This is a genomic window from 'Chrysanthemum coronarium' phytoplasma, from assembly GCF_000744065.1.
Lineage (GTDB): Bacteria > Bacillota_I > Bacilli_A > Acholeplasmatales > Acholeplasmataceae > Phytoplasma > Phytoplasma asteris.
In genome coordinates this window covers 1-17874 of the sequence record NZ_BBIY01000002.1, presented here as the reverse complement: position 1 = coordinate 17874, position 17874 = coordinate 1, and the positions used below count along the sequence as shown (strand labels likewise).

The following is a 17874-nucleotide window of genomic DNA, read 5'->3' as shown; positions in this document are numbered from 1 at the left end:
TGATTATCATTTTTAATTTATGGCTGGGAATTGGAAAATATAATTGAAATTTTTCCTTAATTGGGTTATTTTGATTATTGTTATTATCGTTTTATTTATCGTTTTAATTGTTCTTTAAGAACAGTTTTATTTGTATTATGTGATTATATTTTTAGTAGCTGATAGTAAAAATTAATTTGTAATAGATTTGTAATAGATTAATGTTTAAAAATTATTTATTATTTATTAATATATTATTATTGATTATTTATAAGTTTAATGAAACTATAATTGCAATTATAACTTTGCTTTGTTTTGTTATGTATTTTTTGCTTAATTATTTATTGTATGTGTATCTTTGTTTGTCATTCAAAAAAGGAATTAATACAATTAAGGAATTAATACAATTAAGGAATTAATACAATTAAGGAATTAATACAATTATAGAAAATAATTATAAGAACACAATAATTTAAGAGTATTATCATTATCAAAATAAAAATTATAAAAAAATTATAACTAAAAAAATAAATATATAAAATTATATAAAAAGGAGATAATTTACTGTACTTATGGACTTAAGAAAATATTTTAATCAAGTAAAAGTATTTTTTGCCAAGACAAATGCATATTTTACTAAAAACAAAGTATATCGGTATCTAAATTACTTATTAGTAGGAGTTTCGCTTGTTGTTTTGGGGTGGTTGCATGTTCAAGTGTTTAGTGAAACCAAACAAGAAGGCGATGTTCTAAGAGCATCTACTTTTTCAGGGATGATTCCTATTTGTCTACGATCGGAAAAAGCTTCAGCTCAAAATAGTGTTGTTTCTACAGGAGGAGAACGCTTAACTGGGTTTGAGGTTTTATTGATGAGAGACGTTGCCAAATAAATGGGTAAAAAGTTAGATTTAAGACTTAATACTTTTGCAGGATTAGTGGGAGAGATATTGAATATAAAAATTCTGATATGGCTGCTGCTTGTTTTAGTATTATGCCTGAGAGAAGAGATAAAATGGATTTTAGTGTAGTTTATAATGTTCCTATGAATGCATTAATAGTAAGAAAAGATAATCCTGATTTTTTAGAATTTGAAGCTGGTTCTAAAGTTCAAGATAAAGATCTTTTTGCACATTTAGAAAAATTATCAGATAAAGCAGCAGAAGAAGGAAAAACAAAAAAATTTAATTTTATTGCGATGGCTACAAATACCACTGATAAAGAATTATTTAAACAAGGAAATATGAAAGCACAATTAAGCCCTAAATATAGAGATAATTTAATTAATTATGCAACTGGTTCTGATAATGCAGCTCCTAATTTACAAGCAGTAAGAGAAAATAAAGAACGAGGCAAAGAAGTTATTTATGTAATTGATGATGTTATTGCTCGTGGTAATGTAGAAGGTGACAAAGACTTAAAATATATTTCTCTTCAAACTGATAATCCTCTTTTATTATCTAGTCCTGAAGGGATAGGTATTGCCGTTCATAAAGGCGATAAAGAGATGCTAAAAGCAGTTAATAATGCTTTAGTAAAATTATTTGATTTAGATGTTAAGAAAAAAGAAGTAGAAAAAGAAGAAGATAATGGTACAAAAACATTTAAAGTAGAAGATAAAATATATGATCTTAAAAAGATTTTAGAAACTCTTAGGAAATTAAAACCAAGATTAGCACCACAAAGAACAAAGGACCAAGAAACTAAATTTGCTGAATTAAAAGGTCTTAATTCAAGAAATGATTATGAAGAAAAATAATTTGAAGTTTTATTCAAAGTTTGGTCTTGGTTTTCTCTTAATAATACATTACAAAAAGATGCAGCAAAACAAAGATTGAAAAATTTACCTAATGAATTGAAACAACTGAAAAAAGTTGTTGATACTTTAACTAAATGTTTAAAAGGTGGTACACAAAGACAAACTTTCAAAACAAATTATGATAAATTAAAAGTTAAAAAATCATACAAATTTTCAAGTACACCAGAAGAAAAAAATAAAAACCAAGAAAGAACATTAGACGAAGAACAAGAATATCAATTTTTGAAAAAGTATCTATTTGCGTTTTTTGACGAAACTAAAGAAGCCAAAACAAGAAGAGTATTAAATTCAAAACAACAAGAATTAGAAGTTAGCCAAAAAGAAAAAGAAACTTTGGAAAAATGTTTAGACGAATAAGACAAAACTCAATTAGAACAAGTTAAAAAGAAATACGAAGAATTAAATACAAAAAATCAAAGAAACGCAGCACAAGAACAAGAATTTGTTGAATTAAATAAAACTAAAAGAGCACAAACTGCAACAGAAAATGATTCTCCAAATGTGCAAAAATACGAACATTTGACATCCAAAAAGGAAGCAATAAAAAATAAAATAGATGAAAGATTAAAATTAGTATTTGATGAAACTGTTTATAATGAAAAGGGTTTTGTTCAAAAAGGAGACGATTCTTTATGGGGAAAAATTAAATATCACTTACCAAATTATAAAAAACCTTTTTATACTTCTTTATTACTTGCTGTTGATGGTGTTGTTTTTGGATTCTTATTATCATTAGTTCTATTAGCAGTTAAAAATAAATCTACTCTTTCTAGAACAAATAATGTCTTTGTAAAAGGTGTTAAACAAGTAGGTTCTAAATTTGTAGATTTTTATGTTTGGTTATTAAATGGAGTTCCAATTGCTGCTCAAGGATTGTTAGTTTGGTTTGCAAGACATTTATGGTGGCCTAGTATTTTCGCTACAATGCATCAAACTCATGCAGCATTAGTTGTCATTGTATTAAATTCAGCTGCTAATATTGCTGTTGTTTTAATGCAAACTCTTAAATTTGTAGATAAAGGACAAGTAGAAGCGGCTCAATCTTTAGGATTTAATAAAAAACAAACCTTCTATTATGTTACTTTCTAACAAGCATTAAAAAATCAGTTCCTTTAGTAGTAGCACAATTTGTTACTAATATTAAAGCTTGTACTTTCTTCGGATTAATTGCATTAATTGATATGTCATTTGTTACAAATGATGCTATGAATGTTACAGGAGATTTAGTTGCTCCATTTGTAATACTTTCCGTTGTTTACTTAGTTTTAATTCAATTTATTAACATGTTAAGTAAATATTTAGAAAAAAATTAAATCCTGCTTTAAAAACTGTAGTTAGTGCTTAATAAATTAATTTAAGAATTATAAGAAACAAATATTAAGATAAAACAAATATTAAGATAAAACAAATATTAATTCTTAATATAAAATATAAAGATAATTAATGCATAACTCACTACATTTTAATTATTAACCCAATATTTATTTCTTACCTTTGAATCTTTTATATTAAAATAGTTATACTGATATTAATTAAATGTTAATTTTAATTGTTTTTATGTTATCATAAATAATAAAGTATTATTTTAAAAAATATCTTATTATTAAAAGTTTGATATTGTTTTAGAATTGAAAAATATTTATAAATGATGCACATTACAATTTATGTATATTTATAATATATAAATAAAAGGTTAAAAAATGAAAATTAAAAAGATGCCTCCCAAATATAGATTTCATATTCATAAGTATATTAAAATTATTGTATCTATTATAACAATGATGTTTGTTTTTTGGTATTTTAAATTAAATTTGTCAAATAGATAGTTTTTACAAGCACCAAAATTGAAAGTGAAGGTAAAAATTATATATTATGATTCAAAGGAAAAAAGAAAAATACAAAATTACTGAATATCTAAAATATACTAAATATGTTTTATTATTTATGTTTATGATTTTTTGGGGATGGCTTCATTTTAGTGTGGGGTTATTTCAAAGAGTTAATAATTCTAAGAAATATTTAAGAGTAGCTGTGGTAGCTGATGCAGCTCCTAATAGTTTGACTATTAAATCTGATAAAGATATAAGTAAAGCTCATAGAACTATTCAAGGTGAATATATTTCAGGATTTGATATAGACTTAATTGATAAAATAGTAAAAGCATTACCTCAAGAAGAAAAGTATGAAGGTTGTAAATTTAGTCTTTTTGATTTTGATGGGATGTTTACTGCTGTTCAAAATGGTTCAGTTGATGTAGCTATTTCTTCTATTAGTATTACTGATAAAAGAAAAGAAAACTTTGATTTTCCTATTGCCTATACTTTGGATAATACAGGGTTTTTAGTAAGAAAAGATGATGCGCGTTTTAAAGATTTGCCAAAAGAAGTAAAATATGAAGATATAAAAGGTATATTAAAAGATTCCAAAGACCCAATTAAATTTTTAACTCTTACTGGTTCTGTGGCTGATAAAGTTATTGAAAATATTAGATCAGATTTAGGAAATTTATTACGCATTACTAAATCCAATCCTATTGATGATGCTGTTATGTGTGCTCAAAGCGTTAAAGATAAAGCTTCTGATATTTTTGTAACTGATAGTTATATTACTAAATATTATGCTTCGCAAAATGATGAATTAAAACATATATCAATTATATCTGATGATGCTCGTTTTACTGTTTCTCCTACAGGTTTAGGAATTGTAGTTAAAAAAGGTAATACAAAATTAATTACTCCAATTAATAATGCTTTTAAAGAAGTTTTAAAAAAAGAAAAACTTGTTCTAGAGGGTGATGATTTAGATGTTAAAGGTATAATTGAGTTAACAAAAGAATTAAAAGAAGAACAATCAAAACCAACTGACAAACAAGACCGAAATAGAATAACAACTTTAGAAGACAAAATATCTAAATTTAAAGAAATAACTAATAAATGGTTAGAACAATCTTTAAAAGAGTTAAGTCAAAAACAAGGATTAAATTGGTATCAAAAAGTATCTCTTGTTTTACTTGATTATGCCACACCTTTAAAAACTACTTTATTACTTGCATTAGATGGAGTTATTGTAGGTTTTATCTTAGCTATTGTTTTAACATGGATTAAAAGTATTAAACCTAATTATCAAACACAAAATCCCTTTATTGTAGGGTTAATACAAAGTTTTCTTTACTTGCTTGATGCAATACTTTATATTTTTAAATCAATTCCAGTAGCAACTCAAATGATTATAGTTCATTTTGGTTGGAGAGCTTATAATCCTGAATTAAATCCGATGTATTCAGGTATTATAGTGTTATTATTAAATTCAGCAGTTAGTATTACAAATATTTTATTACAAAATATTAAGTTTTTAGATAAAGGACAAGTAGAAGCTTCTCTAGCTTTAGGAATGACTCAAAGACAAACATTTTTTTGTGTTATTTTCCCCCAAACGCTTAAAAGATCACTTCCTTTTGTAGTACAACAATTTATTGTAAATATTAAAGATAGTGCTTGTTTTGGTGGTTTGGTTGGTCTGTTAGATGTAGCATGGAAAGCCAAAACTCAAATTGTTCAAACAGGAAGCATTGCTATTCCTTATGCTATTACTGCTTGTATTTATTTAGTTTTAATTACGATTGCTAATTTATTTGTTAAATATTTAGAAAAACAAAAAAAAGGAGTTTAGAATGCAATATTTAATTGAAGTTAAAGATCTTTGTAAAAAGTTTGGCGATAAAGAGATTTTAAAAAATATTAATTTAAAAATTAAAAAACAAGAAATAGTAACTATTATTGGTTTTTCAGGTTCAGGGAAATCTACTTTATTAAGATGTTTTAATCTATTAGAAGAACCTAATTCTGGTCAAATTTTAATTGATAATAAAAATATCTTAGATAAAGGAGTAAAATTATCTGATCTAAGAACTAAAGTAGGAATGGTGTTTCAAAATTTTAATTTATTTGAAGGAAAAACAGTATTAGAAAATTGTTGTTTAGCTCCGATGAAAGTATTAAAGTTATCTAAACAAGAAGCTCAAGAAAATGCTTTAGAACGGTTAAAAGAACTAGATTTAGAAGCTCTTGCTAATCAAAGAGTAGAAACTCTTTCAGGGGGACAAAAACAACGTGTTGCTATTGCTAGAGTTTTATGTATGAAACCTGAAGTTATTCTTTTAGATGAACCAACTTCTGCCCTAGATCCTGAATCTACTTTGCAAGTATTACAAACTTTACAAAAATTATCAGAGAAAAAAATAAATCTTATTATTGTAACTCATGAAATGAAATTTGCTCAAAGAGTATCTGATACTATTTATTTTATGGAACAAGGTAAAATTCTTGAAAAAGGTACTCCGAAAGAAATTTTTGAAACTGATAAGTTTCCTAAATCTAAGGCTTTTTTTGAAGATTTTTGATTCCTTATAAATGTATCATTATTTATTAAAATAAACCAAACTGTAATTTCAGTTTGGGTTTTCCTTTCTTTTGGGGCAGATAAATTGTTGTAATTGTTTATAATTTAGGGTGATAGAATTATTTAATGTTTTAAATGTTTAGGAATGATTATAATAAATAAATGGAGATAGATAAATATGCAATATTATAATGAAGAAATGATATTAAATCGTCAATTTTTAAATCTTGCTAAAAATATGAAAGCTACAAGACCTCATCAAATATTATGTGGTGGCATTACCGAAGTTTATTACCATGATAAAGTTTTATATGTTTCAGTTGTCCTAGATACATATAGTCGCAAAATTTTGGCTTATCATGTTTCTTATTATGAAGGCGCATCTTTAATTATAGGTACTGTTGATAAATTAAATGTATTTTAAAATGATTGCATTTTTCATTCTTATCTTAAATTTCCATATTATAAATTGGATGTTGAAGAAATTTTAGAAAACAAAAATTTAATTCAGAGTTTTGAAGATAGACAAAGGATTCAAAAAGGACAATCTTCTCCTTGTGCTTATTTAACTTCTTTCTTTTCTTCTTTTAAATGTTAATGTATTTATTATGGCATTCCAAACCCTAGAACTATTAGTAAAAAAGTTATGATTGAAGCTATTTGTAAATATATGTCATATTATAATTTATAAAGAATGCATTCATAACTTAATTATGCTACTCCTGATGCATTTGAAAAAAAATATTTTAAAAAGTTAAATGAATAAGTATTTGAAAGTAATTTTGGGTATTGTTTCGAGTTATAAAAAAATCTCCATAAACGAGTTTCCATAATTTTATTTTTACAAATATTACATAATTTATTATGCAATGCAAAAGATATAAAAAACACTATAATTACACTATTTTATTGCTTTTTTATCTAAATTTTGGTATAATCCTCAGTAGAGTTATTAATAATAAATTGATAATTAAGTAACTAAAAAAAGGAGATTATAATCATGGCTAATATTAAACAACAAAAAAAACGTAATAAAACTAATGAAAAACGTCGTTTGCAAAATGTTTCTTTTAAATCATCTGTAAAAACAGTGGTAAAACAAGTAAAAACTGCAGTTGCAAACGCTGATAAACAAAAAGCCTTAGCTTTATTAAGTGTAGCTTATAAAAAATTTGATAAAGGGGTTTCTAAAAGAGTTTATCACGCTAACTTTTCTGCTAGAAACAAATCTGATTTACAAAAATTAGTAAATACCCTTTAATTTTTCTTTACAAAACTCACAAAAACCACATTAATTAAAACAAACATCAAAACTTATCATAATATTGGACCAACAAACATAACATTAATATTTTAATTGTAATTATTTTATTTAAATATATTTGAGTGGAAAAGGTTGATAAATTTATGTTTTTTTGGGCAAATAAAGTAATTTATGTAACTTCAGGATTTATTGTAGGATCAGTTTTAGGGACAAGTCTATATTTTAGATCGTTATTAAATGAACCTAAATATATCCTTAAAAAAGGATCTAGCACTACAATTAATAATATTTCTAATAAAGTTATTGGCAAAGATGTATTAATGCCGCCTTCTTTATCTGATAATTTGATGCATTTATGGTTTGATTTTATCAACAAACAAACAAAAACATTAATACAAATATTGTAAAATATTTAAGTTTATTATTTGCTTATTATTTATTTATAAATACTTTTACATTTTTCTTTTTATAATTATTAAAATATAATTTCTAAGGAATATTTATTTATGAAAAAACAATTTGGATTTATGACAAACCATTACAAAGAGCACAAAAATATATTTTTAAATATTTTCTTATTTATTGTGGGTTTTTTAGTAGGTGTTGTTTGTGGAGCTAATTTATATGTTACAGCATTAAAGAACGAACCTAAATATTTTGCACAAACCACAGTAAAAAAAGGTGTAAATGAAGTTAATAAATTTTTAGGTACCAAATATGAAATCTCCTACAAGAAAACTTTATTCTAGTGAAGAATTTCTACATTGGTGGTTTGAATTTATAAATGGTTTTAATAATAAAAATAAGTAAAAATTTTTCAAACCCCATTAACTAACAAAATTTATATTCTTACTACATTTATATTTTTCCAATTAAAACTTATTATTTTTTCCACCATTAAATTAATTTTTCCCAAAGTAAAGAGGTATTTTTTTATGTTAGATTTGAATTTTGTAGTCCAAAATCTGCCATCTGTTATTGCAAAATTAGAAAAAAGGCAACAAAATTTTGCTTATTTAAATAAATTGCCTCTTTTAGCACAACAAAGAAAATCTTTACTTTTGGAAATACAGGATTTAAGAAGTCAAAAAAATCAATCAGCTAAAAAAGTTGCCCAAAAAGCTAACGCCAAAGAAGATATTACTCTTGTTTTGCAAGACACTAATTTTTTGCGTGATGATTTACAAAAACTAGAACAAAAGTTAAAACTAAAAGAACAAGAAATTTTTGATATTTTAAGCATTACCCCCAATTTACCACACGATTCTTTACCAATTGGCACAAACGATAAGGACAATAAGGAATTGTATTGCGCAGGACAAATAAGAACTTTTGCATTTACGCCCAAAGACCATGTTTATTTAGCTGAAAAATTAGATATTCTCGACTTTAAAAGGGCTTCTAAAATTTCTGGTAGTGGATTTGTTGTTTGCAAAGGGCTAGGAGCACGCCTCGAAAGAGCCTTAATTCAATTTATGATGGATCTTCATAATAAAAAAGGTTATCAAGAAATTATTCCTCCTTATATTATCAATGAAAAATCAATGTTTGCAACAGGTCAATTACCCAAGTTTGAAGATGAAGTCTACAAGCTTTACAACTCCAAAAATAATTGGTATCTAAATCCTACAGCAGAAGTTCCTACTATTAATTTGCATCGTGAAGAAATTTTTAAACCAGACACACTTCCCATTAAATACGTCGCCTACACTACTGCTTTTCGCCAAGAAGCAGGCTCAGCTGGCAAAGATACTAGAGGAATTTTTAGACAACATCAATTTAATAAAGTAGAATTAATCCAGTTTTGCCATCCCCAAAATTCTTATGAATGTCTAGACCAAATGTTAAAAGATTCCGAAGAAGTGCTAAAACTGCTCAAACTTCCTTATCGTGTTGTTTTACTTTCTACTGGGGATTTGGGTTTTAGTATGGCAAAAACTTATGATTTAGAAGTTTTTTTACCAAGCTATAATTGTTATCGTGAAATTGGTTCTATCAGTAATTCTTGCGATTTCCAAGCAAGACGCGCCAATATTAAAATGAAAAATCCTGCAAATAATAAAAATGAATACGTTCATATTCTAAACGGTTCAGGTTTGGCTGTTGGAAGAACTGTCATTGCTATTTTGGAAAATTATCAAAACCAAGATGGTACTATTACAGTTCCTGAAGTTTTACAGCCTTATTTAGGAACCGATATTATCAAGTAATTTGAATGTTTTTAACAAGAATAATTTAGAATATAGAGTCGAATCTTTTATGAAAAATAAAGTGATTCGGCGTTTTTTATTGGTAAAACAAAAGCCACTAACAAAACCTTTACTATTTTTTTCACCATTTTCAAAGGAAACCTCAAAAATTCATTACTTTCATCTTCAAAAATAATTGTGAGGTAATATCAATATGCAAATTAAAAACATTTATTTACGACCCCACAATTCTCAAACTTTTCCTCAACAAATAAAAACCTATATCAAAACCAATATTAATCCATCTTTTTGGGGTTTTGTATCTAATTATCCTTGTTATAATTCCGAGACTATCCAAACTTATCCTTGTCTTTTGTGCCGTATTAAAGACGCTTCTTCGGATTTATTAGGAGTCTTTTTTGATGGTGGCACAAGGACTGCAAGTTTCAAAGGCGAAATAAAATATAGTTTAGATGATTTAAAACAAATGTTAAATGGTGCTCAAAATATGTATATTTTTTGGAAAGAACGCCCCTAAAATTTATTTTATAATCCTTAATATTTATTAGAGTTTAAGATTTGCTCCATAAAAATCTTAAATAAAAAATTATAAATGAAGCCAAAAACATTAATCATTCATTGTTTCAAATTCCTAACAATTTATTTTAATAATAAAATAAAGTCCAAATTAATCAGATTTTGCATGCAATCTCAATTGAAAAGAGGCATAATTATTTTATGACACAAACTTCTAACTCCCAATACTTAGTTATTTTGTATTATCAATATGCTCCAATAAAAGACCCCCAAACTTTTAGAGACCAACATTTTAAATATTGTGAATCTATAGGACTTTTAGGACGTATTATCGTTGCCCAAGAAGGTATAAACGGTACTTTGTCAGGTCCAGAAGAACAAATACATAAATACATGGATCAACTAAAACAAGATCCTCGTTTTTGCAACACCGTTTTTAAAATGGAAACTGTAGAGGCACACGTTTTCCCGCGTCTTTCTATTAAAGTTAAGCCCGAATTGGTTAATTTGAGTCTTCAAGAAAACGTTGATCTTACTAAGGACAAAGGTGCTTATTTAGCTCCTCAAGAATTTTTGCAAGCCTTGCAAGAAAAAGATACTTTAATTCTTGATGCTCGTAATGACTATGAATATGATTTAGGACACTTCAGAAATGCAGTTAATCCCAATATTAGACATTTTCGTGATTTGCCAAATTGGGTCAAACAAAACACCCATTTATTAAAAGATAAAAAAATCGTAACTTATTGTACTGGTGGTGTGCGTTGTGAAAAATTTAGCACTTTCTTAAAAAAAGAAGGTTTCGATGATGTCTATCAATTAGAAGGAGGTATCATTTCTTATGGCAAACACCCCGAAACTCAAGGTGCTTTGTGGGATGGTCAAATGTATGTCTTTGATCAAAGAATAGCAGTTCCTGTTAATCAAAAAGAACATGTTATCGTTGGTAAAGACTATTTTGATGGCACTCCTTGTGAACGCTATATTAATTGCTCTAATCCTCAATGCAACAAACAAATTTTGTGCCACGAATATAACGAACACAAATATTTAGGAGCTTGCAGTGATAAATGTAGCAACCATCCGCAAAATAGATATCTCAAAAAGCACAATAATCCAAACTCATAACAAAAAAACACTCATATTTTAATAAGATATGTTATAATAATGTATGATTATTGTATTTTTTTGGTTTGGCTGCAATACCCAATTAAAAAAATATAAAAACCATTGTTTTTAAACAATTAATTATTATCAGATCCAATAAATTATCCAAGATAATTTGCAATTTTTGCAAGGAGGAAAGAAAATGTTTGCAATCATCAAAACTGGAGGAAAACAATTCCGTGTTTTTGAAGGACAAGAAATTTATGTTGAAAAACTAAATGTTGAGCCAGAAACAACTTATCAATTTCAAGAAGTTTTAGCTGTTGGTGGCTCCAATCCTGTTTTAGGCACCCCTTTTGTTAAAGACGCTAAAGTAACAGCTCAAGTAATCAAGCACGACCGCGCTAAAAAAATTATTGTGTTTAAGTATAAAAAACGTAAAAAATATCGTTGTAAACAAGGACACAGACAATCCTATACTAAACTTTTGATTACTAAAATCACTGTTTAAAAACTATGATTCGCTATTGTTTTTACAAAGAACAAAAAAAAATTACTAGTATTCAAGTTTGGGGGCACGCTTTATATGCTCCTAAAGGTTTTGATATTGTGTGTGCTTCGGTTTCTACTGCTATTATTGTAACTTTAAATGCTTTAGAAAAACTTCAATTCCAAACAGATATTACCTATAATCTACAAGATAAGTTGTTTGAATTAGAAGTGAAAACCACCCAAAATACTGTTCTTTTTACTTTGCTAGATAATTTAGAATACACTATCTGCAATTTAGCCAAACAATATCCCAATAATTTTAAAAAAATATCTAAAATTCAAACAAGAAAGAGGTTATAACATGTTATTGCAATTACAAATCCAGTTATTTGCTTCTAAAAAAGGAGCAGGTTCTACTCGAAACGGTAGAGATTCTCATTCCAAAAGATTAGGTGCTAAACTTTCTGACGGTCAATTTGCCAAAGCAGGCGCTATTATTTATCGTCAAAGAGGAACCAAAATTCACCCTGGTTTTAATGTTGGTAGAGGTGGGGATGACACTTTATTTGCTAAAATGAGTGGCATTATTAAATTTGAAAAAAAGCATGGTCGTAAAAAAGTTTCTGTTTATCTGCAATAATTTTTTTATGCATTTAATGAAAGCAGGTATTTAGTTTGCATTTTGTTGATGAAGCCTTTAATGAAGTTTTTGCTGGCAATGGTGGTCATGGCATCGTTGCTTTTAGAAGAGAAAAATATGTAGCTTTTGGAGGACCTGCTGGTGGCAATGGTGGCAAAGGCGGGTCTGTTATTTTTGTAGGCGACAAAGACGAGACTACCTTATTAAAATTAAAATATCAAAAACATCTTAAAGCACCACATGGAATAAATGGCAAAAATAAAGGTCAAAATGGAGCCAACGCCCCTCATCTTTATGTTAAAGTTCCTTTGGGGACAGTTTTTTATACTGCTGATAACAAGTTTTTAGGAGAGATTTTATACGATCAACAAACCTTAGTTATTGCTAAAGGCGGCAAAGGCGGCAAAGGTAATAAAGCATTAGCTACTTTTAAAAATCAAGCTCCAAGTTATGCTGAAAAAGGTGATTTAGGTGAAAGTTTTAAAATCAAAACAGAACTTAAAGTTTTAGCTGATATTGGTTTATTAGGTTTTCCAAGTGTTGGTAAATCCTCTCTTATTTCTGCTATTTCCAAAGCCCAACCCAAAGTTGCTTCCTATCCTTTTACCACAATTAAACCTCATTTAGGAGTTGTTGAAGTAGATGGTTTTAGTTTTGTAGTTGCTGACCTACCAGGACTAATTGCCAATGCTCATTTAGGTTGCGGTATGGGAATTCAATTTTTAAAACATATTGAAAGATGTCGTGTTTTAGTTCATATTTTAAGTATGGAAAGTGCCAATCCTTACCAAGATTTCCAAACTTTAAATCAAGAATTAAGTCAATACAATCCCCAATTATTACTTAAAAAACAAATTATTGTTACCAATAAAATGGATTTACCTGATGCTTTGCAAAAACTTACTCTTTTAAAACAACAAATCAAAGACCAACCAATTATCCCTCTTTCTTTAGTTTCTTTTGATAATTTAGAGACCTTAAAATATGAAATGAGCTCCCTTTTGCAAAATACTCCCTTAGAAGTTACTCCAAACAAAAACAACGACTTTAAATTATACACCCTTCCTGATAATCAAAATACTATTTCTGTTATTAAAGAAAGTGATTCTGTTTTTGTTGTGTCCGGTAAGCAAGTAGAAACTTTTTTTCATCGTACTGATTTTAACAACGAAGAAGCTGTAAAAAGATTTAATAGAATATTGAAAAAAATAGGAATGGAAGAACAATTACAAAAACAAGGAGCCAAACCAGGAGATCAAGTTAAAATTTGTGATCGTTTGTTTTATTTTTTATAATTTGGTAATTATAACATAAAGAAATTATATTTTTGCTCCATAAAAAAATGCTAAATCACTCCCCTTATTATTTAAAAATATTTTTCTTACACTTCATAACCTCCCATTATAAATCTTTTTTGCCCCCAAAACTAAATAAACAAATGCAAGATCTTAATATAAGATCTTTTTTATTACCCAAAATCAACAAAAACAATATACAAAGCAAACAAAACAACAACCCCCCCTTAAACAACCCAAAATTTTACTTTCCCCAATCAAAAATATAACCTAATTCATCAAAATTGAGTTATAATAAAATAAAAAGCAAAAACAAATACTTAAAACAAAAGGACTAAATCATGAATTTTGTAACTAGAAATACTAGAATTTATATATCTGATTATGCTAATTATATTATTAAAAAAATTGATGTTAATCATATGAAACTCCAAAAGCTACTTTACTATTCTTATGCTGCTTATTTATTTAAATATAAAGAATCTTTGTCTGTTAATCTAGTAGAAGCATGGCAAAAAGGACCTGTTTTTAAAAGATTATAACAAAAACTTAAACATTATGACAAAGACGAAATTATTAAAGAGCTTATTTCTCAAACTTGTGAAAGTAAATTAAATTGGGAAATAAAACAAGTAATGGATTTCATTATTTCCAAATATGGATGGGTAGATTCAAGATCTTTGATGAGGCAATCCATGAGAGAAGCTCCCTTTGATAATTATTTTGAAGAAACTCCAATGTATCATTTTCCCAAAGCCTGTTATATTCCTGATGAGGCAATATATTATTATTTTAAAGATTCTAGTAATTCGTATGTTTTTCCTAAATATTTTCCTACTTGTTTACAAAGGATGTAAAATATTGTGGATTGTTAAATAAAATTAATAAAATATCTACAAACATAATTTAAAGATTGCATTTTACTTTAATGTTTGATACAATAAAAGAGGTCAATGGAAGTGGCTGAGGTTTAAAATAAGTATTTTAAGCTTAGGAAAGTCCATGTTAGCACATGCTGCGATTGCATGTAGTGTTTGTGTCTAAGGAATTAATAACTTAGAGTACTGTAAAAAGTAACGGCGTTTTTTAGCTCTAAGGATTGCAATAATTACATTATTTTAATCTATGAGATAAAAACTGAAAGTGTCACAGAGACGAGTTAATTAGAAATAATTAAGTGAAACGCGATAAACCCCTCAAGCTAACAACCCAAAATAATGGTAGGGGCATGCAAAGCGATTAAATGAAATTAGTTTTGCACTACTTATTAGTAGAAGATAAATAGCCACACTTGTTTAACAAGAACAGAACATGGCTTATGCACATTGACCTTTTTTATTAAATTATTTAAAAATCAATAAAGATTATTTGTTTGCTATTATATTTATCATTTGGTATATCTATATTTTGGCAAGAATTATAATTAATGTTATTTATATTATTCATTTATAATTATTGTATTTTATTTGTTTTTAAGTAATTTAAAAATTATTTGTTCCCCCTTTATAAACAAAAAAGCCAAACTGTAAAGTTTGGCTTTCATTGTCTTTATGTTTTTATATTGTGATATTTCTTGAAAGATATTAAATAATTAAAGATAGCAATTTATTTATTTTTGATGTTTGATTTTATAAATTAAAATGAGTAAAAAAGCAACTATTAGACCAGTTATAATTGTTATAATTGTATAAAAAATTATTGAATTTGTTGTAGTAGTTTTAGTTGTTGAAGCTGCATTTGTTTCTTGTTGATAGTTAATTTCTAGTTCCATTTCGCTTTCATATTCGTGATATTGGTCTTCTTTTGCTAAATCGTATTCTATTTTACAAAAATTATTACTGCCATCTTTGTTTTTGCTAAATTGAAAATCTTTAGGTAAAAATTTATTTTTAAGTTGAGGATTTTTTTGCCAAATAGCTTCACATATTAATTGCTTTCTTTGTTCATCAGTAATATTAGGTGTTATTTGTATTGTTCCTAAATGGGCATTTGTAATAATGTCCTCCAAGTTTATCGTTTTTTTAGTAAAATTAAATTCTATTTTATTGCCCAATATATCTTCAATTTGAAAACTGCCTTGCCATTGCATTTCTTCCGATTCATATTTTTCTTCTAATTGTTCGCTTGCTATTTCAAAATCATCGCTTTGTATTTGGATGTTTGATTCTTTATTTATTTCTTTAAGTATGCCATTTAAAGCAATTATAATATCTTCTTTGGTTAATTGATTATTTTGTTTATAATAACTAAAATCATTGATTGTTCTTTTTTCTAGGGGAAATAATTGTTCGAAATTTTTGGGATTCTTTAAATTTTTTAAAGGCAGATTATTTATTATTTGGGGTTTTTGTTTTGTGTTATTTGCATTTTTTTCAACCCCTCCTCCATTTTCCTTTTCTTGGATGTTTTCTAGTTGTTGTTGTTTTCCAGCATAAATACTAATTTGATTGCAAAAATGTATGCCCAATAAAATCATGAATAAAATTAAAGTAAAGTATTTGGGAAACAAACGCATAATTGCTTTTCTTTGGATTTGCATATTACAAATATTTTACTTTTCTATAAATATTAAAGGGTTTCAAAAATAACCCCATTAAAATATTACAGTATAATTATATTTTTTGTGCAACATTTGTATTTATCACATTTTATTATTGTGCCTTTTTCAACAACTTTGCATCCTTTAATTTTATTTTACCCCCCAAATAAAAAAATTTGAATTAAAATATTGTGCCAAAAGTGATTTTTTTGTTTTTTTATGTTTAATTTTAACAATTTTATACTATAATATAAGTATGATTATTTAAATATTTTGAGTCTTAACTCTAAACTCTTACTTATCTTAGATTTAAAATATTCAAAAGCAACTACTAACTTTATAAATTATTTATTTCTAATTTTATTAATTTTGTTAATTTTTCACAAATCACACATTAGCAAAACAAATAAGATAATAAATTAACTATATTTATTCTTTATTTTTAATTATATACAATTTACACAATGGATATATTTCTATTTTACAATTGATTTTCATAAAATAAAATCTTATTTGTATAATAATTTATATAATCCCCCAATATATTAATCATTAATTAAATTATTTTTATAATATGTTTGCAATGTTTTGGAAAATAATAAGCATATTTTCTAAGTTTATTATTGTGTTAATAGCATCTTTTATTTAATTCTTAGCCATAATTTTATCATTTTTCGCAACAAACACCACCAACAACAAATTAGCGTTAATTGTAATTTAGATTTTGTTAATTATTGTAAGTTTTATCAATTTTGCACCCTAAAGCCATATTTGTATCTTTTTTTAATAACTTTGGCACTAAATTATTATATTTGCAACATTTCCCTTAACACCTTAATTTAGTTTTTGTACCCCCCTTTTTTATATTTATTCAGGGTCATTTATACGAGGTATTACAAAACCATTTCAAAAATACTTGCATAATATTTTGCATTAATTTATATTAAGATATAATAAATATCTTTAAAGTTTTAGTTTTTTCATAATGTAAATATGAAACACATTTTAAAAAATGAAATTATAAGTAATAAAGTTATTTTAAAATATAAAATAAAAACATTTTATTACTAAAATTAACCCAACCCAACCCCCCCAAATAACAAATTAGCCCTCATTATAATTAAATATTTTTGCTACTTTATCACAAATGTATAGCCATAACTGTATCAAAATTGAAATTTTTAATGATGGATTTTACAAAGAAATCCCAAAACCACTAATTTATAATTGCATATCATTAGATATTTTTTATAACATCGTTTTTTGCCTCACAAAATAGTTCCATTTTAGATCATTTTAAATTAATTCAGAAAGGCAAAAGGAGACCATAATTATGGATTTTTTTATTAAACACAAACAAAAAACAATCATTTTTCTTTTGGCAACAATAACAACACTGATTTTGTCTATTCCTTTTTTGTCTTTGACAAAAGCCAATAATGCCAAAACTGCTTCAAAAGATTTACAAATAGTAACGACTACTACCATGTTAAAAGATTTAGTCAAGCATTTAGTTGGTGATGTGGCAGAAGAAGAACAAAACGAATATCAAAAAATTGAAGGTATTCAAGTTGATTCTTTGATGGGAGTAGGAATTGATCCGCACAATTACAAAACC

At 26.5% G+C, this 17874-nt stretch carries 21 protein-coding genes, 1 other RNA gene and 1 pseudogene; 22 read left to right on the top strand and 1 reads right to left on the bottom strand.

Translation table 11 applies throughout. From position 1 onward, the window contains the following. The first annotated feature begins 551 nt into the window (after positions 1–551). The 21 genes from OYV_RS00160 (at position 552) to rnpB (ending at position 15041) form a co-directional block, all read left to right on the top strand. A complete protein-coding gene (locus tag OYV_RS00160; RefSeq protein ID WP_042067542.1) occupies positions 552–869 on the top strand; it encodes a hypothetical protein in 318 nt (105 codons plus the stop codon). Positions 870–910: 41 nt separating this feature from the next. Beyond that, entirely contained in the window at positions 911–1735 is an 825-nt protein-coding gene (locus tag OYV_RS00155; protein WP_081931901.1) for a transporter substrate-binding domain-containing protein, read from the top strand. A 75-nt stretch (positions 1736–1810) separates the two neighbouring features. Further along, a complete protein-coding gene (locus OYV_RS00150) occupies positions 1811–2152 on the top strand; it encodes a hypothetical protein (RefSeq protein WP_042067538.1) in 342 nt (113 codons plus the stop codon). 144 nt (positions 2153–2296) lie between these two features. Next, complete coding sequence (locus tag OYV_RS00145; RefSeq protein ID WP_042067536.1) at positions 2297–2884, top strand: ABC transporter permease subunit; 588 nt, start codon at positions 2297–2299, stop codon at positions 2882–2884. Positions 2885–2976: 92 nt separating this feature from the next. Continuing rightward, a complete protein-coding gene (locus OYV_RS05485) occupies positions 2977–3108 on the top strand; it encodes a hypothetical protein (protein WP_269077272.1) in 132 nt (43 codons plus the stop codon). Between the two features lie 559 nt (positions 3109–3667). Then, complete coding sequence (locus OYV_RS00140) at positions 3668–5464, top strand: ABC transporter substrate-binding protein/permease (protein WP_042067534.1); 1797 nt, start codon at positions 3668–3670, stop codon at positions 5462–5464. Position 5465: 1 nt separating this feature from the next. Continuing rightward, positions 5466–6194 carry an amino acid ABC transporter ATP-binding protein gene (locus OYV_RS00135; RefSeq protein WP_042067532.1) on the top strand — a complete coding sequence of 243 codons (729 nt, stop codon included), beginning with the start codon at positions 5466–5468 and terminating at the stop codon, positions 6192–6194. Between the two features lie 177 nt (positions 6195–6371). After that, complete coding sequence (locus tag OYV_RS00130) at positions 6372–6617, top strand: hypothetical protein (protein WP_011160455.1); 246 nt, start codon at positions 6372–6374, stop codon at positions 6615–6617. Positions 6618–7193: 576 nt separating this feature from the next. Further along, positions 7194–7454: a 30S ribosomal protein S20 gene (gene rpsT / locus OYV_RS00125; protein ID WP_011160456.1), complete on the top strand. Its 261-nt coding sequence runs from the start codon at positions 7194–7196 to the stop codon at positions 7452–7454. A 146-nt stretch (positions 7455–7600) separates the two neighbouring features. Beyond that, complete coding sequence (locus OYV_RS00120; protein WP_041624639.1) at positions 7601–7864, top strand: hypothetical protein; 264 nt, start codon at positions 7601–7603, stop codon at positions 7862–7864. A 99-nt stretch (positions 7865–7963) separates the two neighbouring features. After that, complete coding sequence (locus OYV_RS00115) at positions 7964–8206, top strand: hypothetical protein (RefSeq protein ID WP_041624641.1); 243 nt, start codon at positions 7964–7966, stop codon at positions 8204–8206. A gap of 186 nt (positions 8207–8392) precedes the next feature. Further along, positions 8393–9667 (top strand): serine--tRNA ligase, encoded by a 1275-nt coding sequence (gene serS / locus OYV_RS00110; protein ID WP_011160458.1) that lies wholly within the window; start codon positions 8393–8395, stop codon positions 9665–9667. Between the two features lie 193 nt (positions 9668–9860). Further along, a complete protein-coding gene (locus tag OYV_RS00105; RefSeq protein ID WP_011160459.1) occupies positions 9861–10184 on the top strand; it encodes a hypothetical protein in 324 nt (107 codons plus the stop codon). Between the two features lie 200 nt (positions 10185–10384). Then, positions 10385–11311, top strand: a complete 927-nt coding sequence (locus OYV_RS00100; RefSeq protein ID WP_041624644.1) for a rhodanese-related sulfurtransferase — start codon at positions 10385–10387, stop codon at positions 11309–11311. Between the two features lie 181 nt (positions 11312–11492). Further along, positions 11493–11801 (top strand): 50S ribosomal protein L21, encoded by a 309-nt coding sequence (rplU, locus tag OYV_RS00095; RefSeq protein WP_041624647.1) that lies wholly within the window; start codon positions 11493–11495, stop codon positions 11799–11801. A 5-nt stretch (positions 11802–11806) separates the two neighbouring features. Beyond that, positions 11807–12142 carry a ribosomal-processing cysteine protease Prp gene (locus tag OYV_RS00090; RefSeq protein ID WP_011160462.1) on the top strand — a complete coding sequence of 112 codons (336 nt, stop codon included), beginning with the start codon at positions 11807–11809 and terminating at the stop codon, positions 12140–12142. A 1-nt stretch (position 12143) separates the two neighbouring features. Beyond that, positions 12144–12422 (top strand): 50S ribosomal protein L27, encoded by a 279-nt coding sequence (gene rpmA, locus OYV_RS00085; protein ID WP_011160463.1) that lies wholly within the window; start codon positions 12144–12146, stop codon positions 12420–12422. Positions 12423–12457: 35 nt separating this feature from the next. Further along, complete coding sequence (obgE, locus tag OYV_RS00080; protein WP_042067528.1) at positions 12458–13717, top strand: GTPase ObgE; 1260 nt, start codon at positions 12458–12460, stop codon at positions 13715–13717. A gap of 341 nt (positions 13718–14058) precedes the next feature. Beyond that, the gene (locus OYV_RS05190) at positions 14059–14259 is read left to right on the top strand and encodes a phage-associated protein (RefSeq protein ID WP_011160465.1); all 201 of its coding nucleotides are present in this window, start codon (positions 14059–14061) and stop codon (positions 14257–14259) included. Between the two features lie 153 nt (positions 14260–14412). Then, positions 14413–14574 (top strand): hypothetical protein, encoded by a 162-nt coding sequence (locus OYV_RS05185; RefSeq protein WP_236620231.1) that lies wholly within the window; start codon positions 14413–14415, stop codon positions 14572–14574. Between the two features lie 95 nt (positions 14575–14669). Continuing rightward, positions 14670–15041, top strand: an RNA gene (rnpB, locus tag OYV_RS04530) — RNase P RNA component class B. Positions 15042–15326: 285 nt separating this feature from the next. Here the strand turns inward: rnpB and OYV_RS00065 are convergent. Beyond that, positions 15327–16232 (bottom strand): hypothetical protein, encoded by a 906-nt coding sequence (locus OYV_RS00065; RefSeq protein WP_236620230.1) that lies wholly within the window; start codon positions 16230–16232, stop codon positions 15327–15329. A gap of 1357 nt (positions 16233–17589) precedes the next feature. On the opposite strand from OYV_RS00065, the pseudogene OYV_RS00060 reads away from it, so the two are divergent. Further along, positions 17590–17874: pseudogene (locus OYV_RS00060) on the top strand (zinc ABC transporter solute-binding protein); the annotation flags it as partial.

What these genes read in the sequence shown, in the direction of transcription:
- OYV_RS00090 (WP_011160462.1), top strand. Translation starts at nt 11,807, where the DNA reads ATGATTCGCTATTGTTTTTACAAAGAACAAAAAAAAATTACTAGTATT.
- OYV_RS00120 (WP_041624639.1), top strand. Translation starts at nt 7,601, where the DNA reads ATGTTTTTTTGGGCAAATAAAGTAATTTATGTAACTTCAGGATTTATT.
- rpsT (WP_011160456.1), top strand. Translation starts at nt 7,194, where the DNA reads ATGGCTAATATTAAACAACAAAAAAAACGTAATAAAACTAATGAAAAA.
- serS (WP_011160458.1), top strand. Translation starts at nt 8,393, where the DNA reads ATGTTAGATTTGAATTTTGTAGTCCAAAATCTGCCATCTGTTATTGCA.
- OYV_RS00100 (WP_041624644.1), top strand. Translation starts at nt 10,385, where the DNA reads ATGACACAAACTTCTAACTCCCAATACTTAGTTATTTTGTATTATCAA.
- OYV_RS05185 (WP_236620231.1), top strand. Translation starts at nt 14,413, where the DNA reads ATGAGAGAAGCTCCCTTTGATAATTATTTTGAAGAAACTCCAATGTAT.
- OYV_RS00105 (WP_011160459.1), top strand. Translation starts at nt 9,861, where the DNA reads ATGCAAATTAAAAACATTTATTTACGACCCCACAATTCTCAAACTTTT.
- OYV_RS00140 (WP_042067534.1), top strand. Translation starts at nt 3,668, where the DNA reads ATGATTCAAAGGAAAAAAGAAAAATACAAAATTACTGAATATCTAAAA.
- rpmA (WP_011160463.1), top strand. Translation starts at nt 12,144, where the DNA reads ATGTTATTGCAATTACAAATCCAGTTATTTGCTTCTAAAAAAGGAGCA.
- OYV_RS00115 (WP_041624641.1), top strand. Translation starts at nt 7,964, where the DNA reads ATGAAAAAACAATTTGGATTTATGACAAACCATTACAAAGAGCACAAA.
- OYV_RS00135 (WP_042067532.1), top strand. Translation starts at nt 5,466, where the DNA reads ATGCAATATTTAATTGAAGTTAAAGATCTTTGTAAAAAGTTTGGCGAT.
- OYV_RS00160 (WP_042067542.1), top strand. Translation starts at nt 552, where the DNA reads ATGGACTTAAGAAAATATTTTAATCAAGTAAAAGTATTTTTTGCCAAG.
- rplU (WP_041624647.1), top strand. Translation starts at nt 11,493, where the DNA reads ATGTTTGCAATCATCAAAACTGGAGGAAAACAATTCCGTGTTTTTGAA.
- OYV_RS05485 (WP_269077272.1), top strand. Translation starts at nt 2,977, where the DNA reads ATGTCATTTGTTACAAATGATGCTATGAATGTTACAGGAGATTTAGTT.
- OYV_RS00065 (WP_236620230.1), bottom strand. Translation starts at nt 16,232, where the DNA reads ATGCGTTTGTTTCCCAAATACTTTACTTTAATTTTATTCATGATTTTA.
- OYV_RS00130 (WP_011160455.1), top strand. Translation starts at nt 6,372, where the DNA reads ATGCAATATTATAATGAAGAAATGATATTAAATCGTCAATTTTTAAAT.
- OYV_RS05190 (WP_011160465.1), top strand. Translation starts at nt 14,059, where the DNA reads ATGAATTTTGTAACTAGAAATACTAGAATTTATATATCTGATTATGCT.